Origin of the sequence: uncultured Nevskia sp. (assembly GCF_903885465.1) — a bacterium.
GTDB lineage: Bacteria > Pseudomonadota > Gammaproteobacteria > Nevskiales > Nevskiaceae > Nevskia.
Genome location: NZ_CAISIQ010000382.1, coordinates 1 through 6918 on the forward strand (window position 1 = coordinate 1; position 6918 = coordinate 6918).

General features: G+C 64.6%; 5 protein-coding genes and 1 pseudogene. 2 read left to right on the forward strand and 4 right to left on the reverse strand.

The features are described 5' to 3' along the window. Positions 1-110 (forward strand): annotated as a pseudogene (locus tag QZY06_RS22245) (SDR family NAD(P)-dependent oxidoreductase); the annotation flags it as partial. Between the two features lie 7 nt (positions 111-117). Here QZY06_RS22245 and QZY06_RS14940 read toward each other — a convergent pair. Genes QZY06_RS14940 through QZY06_RS14955 form a run of 4 tightly spaced genes read right to left on the reverse strand, consistent with a single transcriptional unit; the run spans position 118 to position 5303 of the window. Continuing rightward, complete coding sequence (locus tag QZY06_RS14940; RefSeq protein WP_295685870.1) at positions 118-1977, reverse strand: DUF885 family protein; 1860 nt, start codon at positions 1975-1977, stop codon at positions 118-120. A gap of 54 nt (positions 1978-2031) precedes the next feature. After that, complete coding sequence (locus QZY06_RS14945) at positions 2032-3378, reverse strand: sigma-54 dependent transcriptional regulator (protein ID WP_295685871.1); 1347 nt, start codon at positions 3376-3378, stop codon at positions 2032-2034. Next, complete coding sequence (locus QZY06_RS14950) at positions 3375-5057, reverse strand: ATP-binding protein (protein WP_295685872.1); 1683 nt, start codon at positions 5055-5057, stop codon at positions 3375-3377. The genes QZY06_RS14945 and QZY06_RS14950 overlap by 4 nt, the downstream gene beginning before the upstream one ends. A 33-nt stretch (positions 5058-5090) precedes the next feature. Further along, positions 5091-5303 carry a hypothetical protein gene (locus tag QZY06_RS14955; protein WP_295685873.1) on the reverse strand — a complete coding sequence of 71 codons (213 nt, stop codon included), beginning with the start codon at positions 5301-5303 and terminating at the stop codon, positions 5091-5093. A 371-nt stretch (positions 5304-5674) separates the two neighbouring features. Here QZY06_RS14955 and sucC point away from each other — a divergent pair, with 371 nt between their 5' ends. Continuing rightward, complete coding sequence (sucC, locus tag QZY06_RS14960; RefSeq protein ID WP_295685874.1) at positions 5675-6838, forward strand: ADP-forming succinate--CoA ligase subunit beta; 1164 nt, start codon at positions 5675-5677, stop codon at positions 6836-6838. Positions 6839-6918: the final 80 nt, after the last annotated feature.

Consider the following 6918-nt stretch of genomic DNA (forward strand, 5'->3'; position numbering starts at 1 on the left):
ATCCCAGCGAGATCGCCGATGTCGTCGCCTTCGTCTGCAGCGCACGCGCTGCGATCATCAACGGCGCGGCGATCCGCGCCGAAGGTGGCCTGGTCCGCAGCGTGTTCTGAGCCTGATCTAGGGCGTGCCGCGCAGCTTGACGATCACGCCACCGTCCTGCTGCTCGATCCAGGCATCGACATTGCGTTCGAGGATGTCCAGCGGTAGCGCGCCGGAGCCGAGCACCACGTCGTGGAAGCCGCGGATGTCGAACTTCGAGCCCAGGGCCGCGGTCGCGCGAGCACGCAGTTCCTTGATCTTCAGCTCGCCGATCTTGTAGGCCAGCGCCTGGCCCGGCCAGGCGATGTAGCGGTCGATCTCGTTGGTGATATCGAGCTCAGCCCGCGGCGTGTTGGCCTTGAAGAAGTCGATCGCCTGCTGGCGGCTCCAGCCCTTGGCGTGCATGCCGGTATCGACGACCAGACGCACGGCGCGCCACATCTCGTAGGTGAGCTGGCCGAACTTCGAGTACGGGTCCTGATACAGGCCGATCTCCGGGCCGAGGCTTTCTGCGTACAGGCCCCAGCCTTCGACGAACGCGGTGAACGAAATCTGGCTGCGGAACGCCGGCAAGCTGCCGCCGGCGTCACTGACCAGTTCCTGCTGCAGCGAGATCTGCAGATGATGGCCGGGCACCGCTTCGTGCGCGGTCAGCGCTTCCTGCTCCCACTTCGGCCGCGAACCGGGCTTGTAGAGATTTGCGTAGAAATTGCCGGCGCGGGTGCCATCGGCAGCGCCCGGCTGGTAGTACGCGGTGTGGGTGTCCGGGGCGCTGGCCTCGGGCACGGCACGCACGCCGTAAGGCAGGCGCGGCAGCTTGCCGAACAACTTGGGCAGTTCCGGATCGATGCGCTTGGCGATATCGCGATAAGCGCTCAGCAGAGTCGCGCCATCGCGGTAGAAGAACTTGGGATCGGTGCGCAGATAGGTGAAGAAGGCTTTCAGATTGCCCTGATAGCCGACCTGCTTGCGGATCGCTTCCATCTCGCCACGGATGCGCGTGACTTCACGCTGGCCGATATCGTGGATCTCGTCCGGCGTCAGATTGGTGGTGGTGCTGGTGCGTGCGGCGAAGGCATAGGCATCGCGGCCTTCGGGCAGCTCCGAGGCGCCGACCGAATCGCGGCACTTCGGCAGGTATTCCTTCGCCACCACGTCCTTCAACCGCTGCCAGGCGGGCAGGGCGCTGTCGCGGATCGCGGCTTTCGCGGCGTCGGCAAGCCGGGCGCGCTGGTCTTCCGGAACACCGGGCGCGAACTTCAGGAACGGCGTGTACAGAGGGCTGGCTTCGGGCTTCTTGACCAGCTGCCGGTCGATCTGCGGCGGCACCCGTTTCATGATCACCTTCGGCACCGTGCGGCCTTCGGCGAGGCCCATGCGCAGCAGGATGATGCTTTGATCGACGGCCGCATCGATGCCGCGAATGCGGCGGATCCAGTTCTCGTAATCGAGCACGGTCTCGAACTGCAGCGCTTCGGCGAGCTGGTCGGAAGTCTGCACGCCGCCGAGGTGGTTGATCGGCTGCAGATGGCCGCGATAGCGGTAGGCCTCGATGTCGCGCTCGAGCTGCTGGCGGTAGAGGTCGAAGTTCAGCTGCGCGGCCGGTGTCAGGCGCTCGCGGTCGATCTCCAGCAGCTTCAGCAGCGCCCCAGCGTCGGCGACATGGCGTGCCTCGATCGCATCCAGGCTCATGTCGGTCCAGCGATCGTCGTAGCGATGATCGCCGGTCAGCGAGGCTTCCTCGGGGTGATCGACCAGCCAACGCTGCCATTCGCTCGCCAGCAGTGTCGTCAGCCGCTGGGCCGGATCGCCCTTGGCCGGCGGCGACAGTGCCAGCACGCCCGGCGGCACCGTCTGTGAGTCCGGCTTCGCGGACTTGCCGGCACAACCGGACAGCAGGACCAGCGCGGCGATCGATGAGCAGTAAAAGGCTTTCAACGAATTCCCCAGTGAACGTGTTGGGTCAATGAAGCAAGAAGTGGTGCCGCCGGGTCACTCGATGTTCAGCTTCTTGATCCGGTAGCGCAGCGACCGGAAGCTCATGCCGAGCAGGGCCGCGGCCCGAGTCTTGTTGTAGCGCGCCGTCGCCAGCGCTTCGACGATCGCGCGGCGCTCGATGTCTTCCATCTGGCCTTCGAGATCGTTGCCGACCGCGCTCTGCGCGGCAACTGGCGCAGCGACTGCGCGGGTCACGCAATCGCTCCGCAGCTGTAGATCGCAGGCCAGGATCGAACTGCCGTCGCTGAGCGTGACGGCGCGCTCGAGGACGTTTTCCAGCTCGCGGACATTGCCCGGGAACGGGTGCTCGCAGAGACGGGCGAGGGCGGCGGCATCGAGCGTCGGCGTCGTCGCCAGGCCATTGCTTCGAGCCAGCTTGACCAGGATCGCCTGGGTCAACAGCGGGATGTCGTCGCGGCGCTCGCGCAGGGACGGCGTGCGTACCTCGATGACGTTGAGCCGGTAATAGAGATCCTGGCGGAAAGTGCCGAGCGCCAGCAGCTGGCTCAGATCCTTGTGGGTCGCCGAGATCACCCGGACGTTGACTGACACTTCGGTCTCGCCACCGACTGGCCGCACCGCGCGTTCCTGCAGTGCGCGCAGCAGCTTCACCTGCATGTGCAGCGGCAGATCGCCGACTTCATCGAGGAACAGCGTGCCGCCTTCCGCCGCCTGGAACAGGCCAGCCTTGTCCCGTGTGGCGCCAGTGAAGCTGCCTTTCAGATGGCCGAAGAATTCGCTTTCCATCAGCTCGGCGGGAATCGCTCCGCAGTTCACCGGCACGAACGGCGCATCGGCGCGCGGGCTGCGAGTGTGGATGAGGCGGGCGACCAGTTCCTTGCCGGTGCCCGATTCGCCGGTGATGTGCACCGGCGCCTGGCTGCGGGCGAGGCGGTCGATCAACGCCCGCAGCGCTTCGATCACTGGCGTGTTGCCGAGCAGGCCGCCGTCGCCGGTGGTGCTTTCGCGCTTCAGCTTCAGCGCGGTATCGACCAGCTTGCGGAGCTGGGTCAGATCGATGGGTTTGGAGACGAAATCGAAGGCGCCGGCCTTCAGGCTTTCGACGGCCGCCTGGGCGCTGCCGTAAGCGGTGATCACCGCCACCGGCAAGCCCGGATGCTTCTTCTGGATATGGCTGACCAGCTCGATGCCATTGCCGTCGGGCAGGCGCATGTCGGTCAGGCACAGCTCGAAGCTGTGCTCGGCCAGCAGCGCCCGCGCTTCGCGCACGGTGCCGGCGGCGCGTATGCCAAGGCCCATGCGCAGCAGGGTGATTTCGAGCAATTCGCGGATGTCGGCTTCATCGTCGACGATCAAGGCTTGTGCGGGGGCTTTGCTCATGAACGAGTTGGGACGGGAGTAAGCGGTGCTTCGCTGGCTGCGAAAACGAGGCGGAACTGGGTTCCTCGAGTTCCTGAGCTACGTGGCACATGCGATAGACGTGCTTGATTGTATTCACATATTTCCCGCGACAAATACAGTCCCAGGCCGGTGCCGCGACGGGCGGTGGTAAAGAACGGTTCGAACAGTTGCTCGCGTACCTCGACCGGGATGCCGCGACCGTCGTCGATGATGTCCAGATACGGCCGCTGGCCGGGGCTGAGACGGCCGGCACTGAGGCGCACGTTGATCGGTGCCGGTTCATCTGGGGAATCGACTTCGCCGGTTTCGGCGGCGCCGTGTTCGAAGCTGTTCTGCCACAGGTTGTGCAGCACCTGCTGCAGCTGATCAGGATCGAAGCGCACGCTGAGCTGGTCGGGAATCGCGTCGATGCGGATCGCTCGTGCCCCGGCCGGACAGCCTTCGGCCCAGGTCGCGATGCAGCGTTCGAGGAAGCTGCGCAGCAGCAGGTTCTGCGGCACGGCGGCATCGCGGCGCGACAGGCGCAGCACGTCTTCGACGATCTTGTCGATGCGCACTGTGTGGCGCTGGATCATGTCGAGCAGGCGCCGATCCTGTTCGGGCAGCGCGGGTGATTCGGCCAGCAACTGGCCGGCGTGGCGGATCGCCGATAGCGGGTTCCTGATCTCATGGGCGATTCCGGCTGACAGACGCCCGAGCGCAGCGAGCTTCAGTTGCTGCGCCTGCTCGCGTACCCGCGCGGCATCTTCAAGCAGCACCAGCACCGGCGCCCAGGCGTTCTGGCCCAGGCGTGTGAAGCGCGGCAGCAGATCGGCACCGCCGGGGCTCAGGGCGATGGGTTCGGGATCGAGGTTCGGCGCTTCCTGCCAGCGGTAAAGCGCCTGGGCAAGGATCGGCGCGGCGCTGATCAGCGACTGGCCGTCGATGCTCTGGCCAGCATCGGAATCGCCATCGGTACGGGCGAGCAAACGCCGGCTGGCGGCGTTCTGCAGACGCAGACGGCGTTCCTCGTCGATCACCAGCACCGCCGTATCCATGCTTTCGACGATCCGCTCGTTGATTCGCGACAAGCTGGCCAGATCGCTGCCGAAACGTGCCGCCAGCGCTTCGCTCTTGCGTGCCCGCGCGGCCACCGCGCCGGCACCGAGCGAAGTGACGAACAGCATCAGGCCAATCAGCCCGGCGTTGGTCAGGTCCGCACCCTCGATGCGGTTCAGCGACTGGCGCAGGAACTCGGCCCCGAATACCGCGAAGGTGGCGAGCGCTGCGTGCAGCAGGCCGAGGCGCAGCGGCAGCACCAGGCTGTAGCCGACGGCCGGCGTGATCAGCAACACGCCGAGACCGGACGAGGCGCCGTGGGCGGCATACATCAGCAGCAGGATCGCCAGCGCATCGACGAAGAACGCCAGATGCGCCTGCATGCCGCTCGATGGAAAGCGCTGATAGGTCGCGATCAGCAGCAGCAACGCCGGCAGCGCGTAGGCGGCGACGATGCGGAAAAAATTGGCCGGCTCCGAGTGATCGAAGAACCAGGCGCTGAGTTCGAGGAAATGAACGGCCAGCAGCAGCGCGATCAGGGCCAGCCGGTAGACGGCCAGCGTTCTGAGGATGCGCCAGTCCTCGGGATCGACGAAGGGATCGCGAACCAGGCTGGCCATGTTCCGGGCCGCAGCCTCAGTGCTGCATGACGATCACGGCCGCTGCTCGCAGGCTCCGCAACGCAGGCTTGGTGACAGCGTGTTCGACGGCAGATAGGTGCCGCAGCCCGTGCAGCGCGCCATCGGCTCGAAACGCTCCGGCGGCGGCGCGTTGCGCTGGCGGTTCTGCAACTGCCAGCGGAGATAGCTGCGATAGAGCAGAGCGCCCACGGCGACCAGCAGCAACACCCGGATGAGTAGGGACATGAACGCGCCTTATTGATACGGCACCTTGATAGTGAACGTGGGCCAAGTGTCTAAGGTGCCCCTCACCCTGGCCAACGATGCGCAGAAGGTGCCGTATCAATAACAAAACAATGGTTTCTGGTTATTGAGTCGGCATGTCCGCACGCCTAAATAAAATCATCCGGCCGGAACCCATGCATTCCTGGCGGGATATTACGATGCCGACTCAATAACAACGAGCTGACAAGAGCACGAGTGTAGCGGTGCAAATGCTTTGCCTGCACTGAATGATTAAGGGAGAATGCTGGCCGCAGCCGTCCGGCTGTATCAATTCCGCACAGGCGCCCGGCGCAGATTGTGACCGGGGCCATTGCAATCCTTTTGGGGGAAGCATGAACCTGCACGAGTATCAGGCGAAGGAAGTGTTTGCGCGCTACGGCATCCCGGTACCTCAGGGTGGCCTGGCCACCAGTCCGGAACAGGCCCGCGCCGTCGCCAAGCAGCTCGGCACGGAAAAGGTCGTGGTCAAGGCGCAGGTGCACGCAGGCGGCCGCGGCAAGGTCGGTGGCGTGAAGCTGGTCAGCGGCGCCGATGCCGCTGAAGAAGCAGCAAAGGGCATGCTCGGCAAGATGCTGGTCACCAAGCAGACCGACGCCAAGGGTCTGCCGGTGAATTCGGTCTGGGTCGAAAAGCCGTCGAATATCGTTCGCGAGCTGTACGTGTCGGCGCTCGTCGACCGCACCAGCGAATGCGTGATCCTGATGGCCTCCGCCGCTGGCGGCATGGACATCGAGGAAGTGGCCGAGCACACCCCGGAAAAGATCAAGACCGTCACCGTCAATCCGGCGGCCGGCTTCCAGGCCTATCAGGCGCGTGAACTCGGCTTCTTCATGGACCTGACCAAAGACCAGGTCGACCAGTTCACCAAGATCATGGCCGGCGTCTACAAGATCGTCACCGAATGCGATGCCAGCATGGTCGAGATCAATCCGCTGATCGTCACCGCCGAAGGCAATGTCTTCGCGCTCGATGCCAAGCTGAATTTCGACGACAACGCGCTGTTCCGCCAGAAGAGCATCGCCGAGATGCGCGATGGCTCGCAGGAAGACGAGCGCGAGCGCGCCGCTGCCAAGTTCGATCTGAACTACGTGACTCTGGAAGGCGACATCGGCTGCATGGTCAACGGCGCCGGTCTGGCGATGGCGACCATGGACATCGTGAAGCTGCACGGCGGCCAGCCGGCGAACTTTCTCGACGTCGGCGGCGGCACCACGGCGGAGAAGGTGACTGAAGCCTTCAAGCTGATCACCGCCAGCCCGGAAGTGAAGGCGATCTTCATCAATATCTTCGGCGGCATCGTCCGCTGCGATCTGATCGCCGAAGGCATCATCGCTGCGGTCAAGCAGGTTGGTCTGAAGATTCCGGTGATTGCGCGCCTGCAGGGCACCAACATGGAAAAGGGCCAGGCGCTGCTGCGCGAATCCGGCCTCGCCATCACGCCGATTTCCGATCTCACCGAGGCGGCCAAGGCCGTCGTCGCCGCAAGCAAAGGCTAAGAGACTGCAATGAGCATCCTGATCAACAAAGACACCAAGGTCATCTGCCAGGGCTTCACCGGCAAGCAGGGCACCTTCCA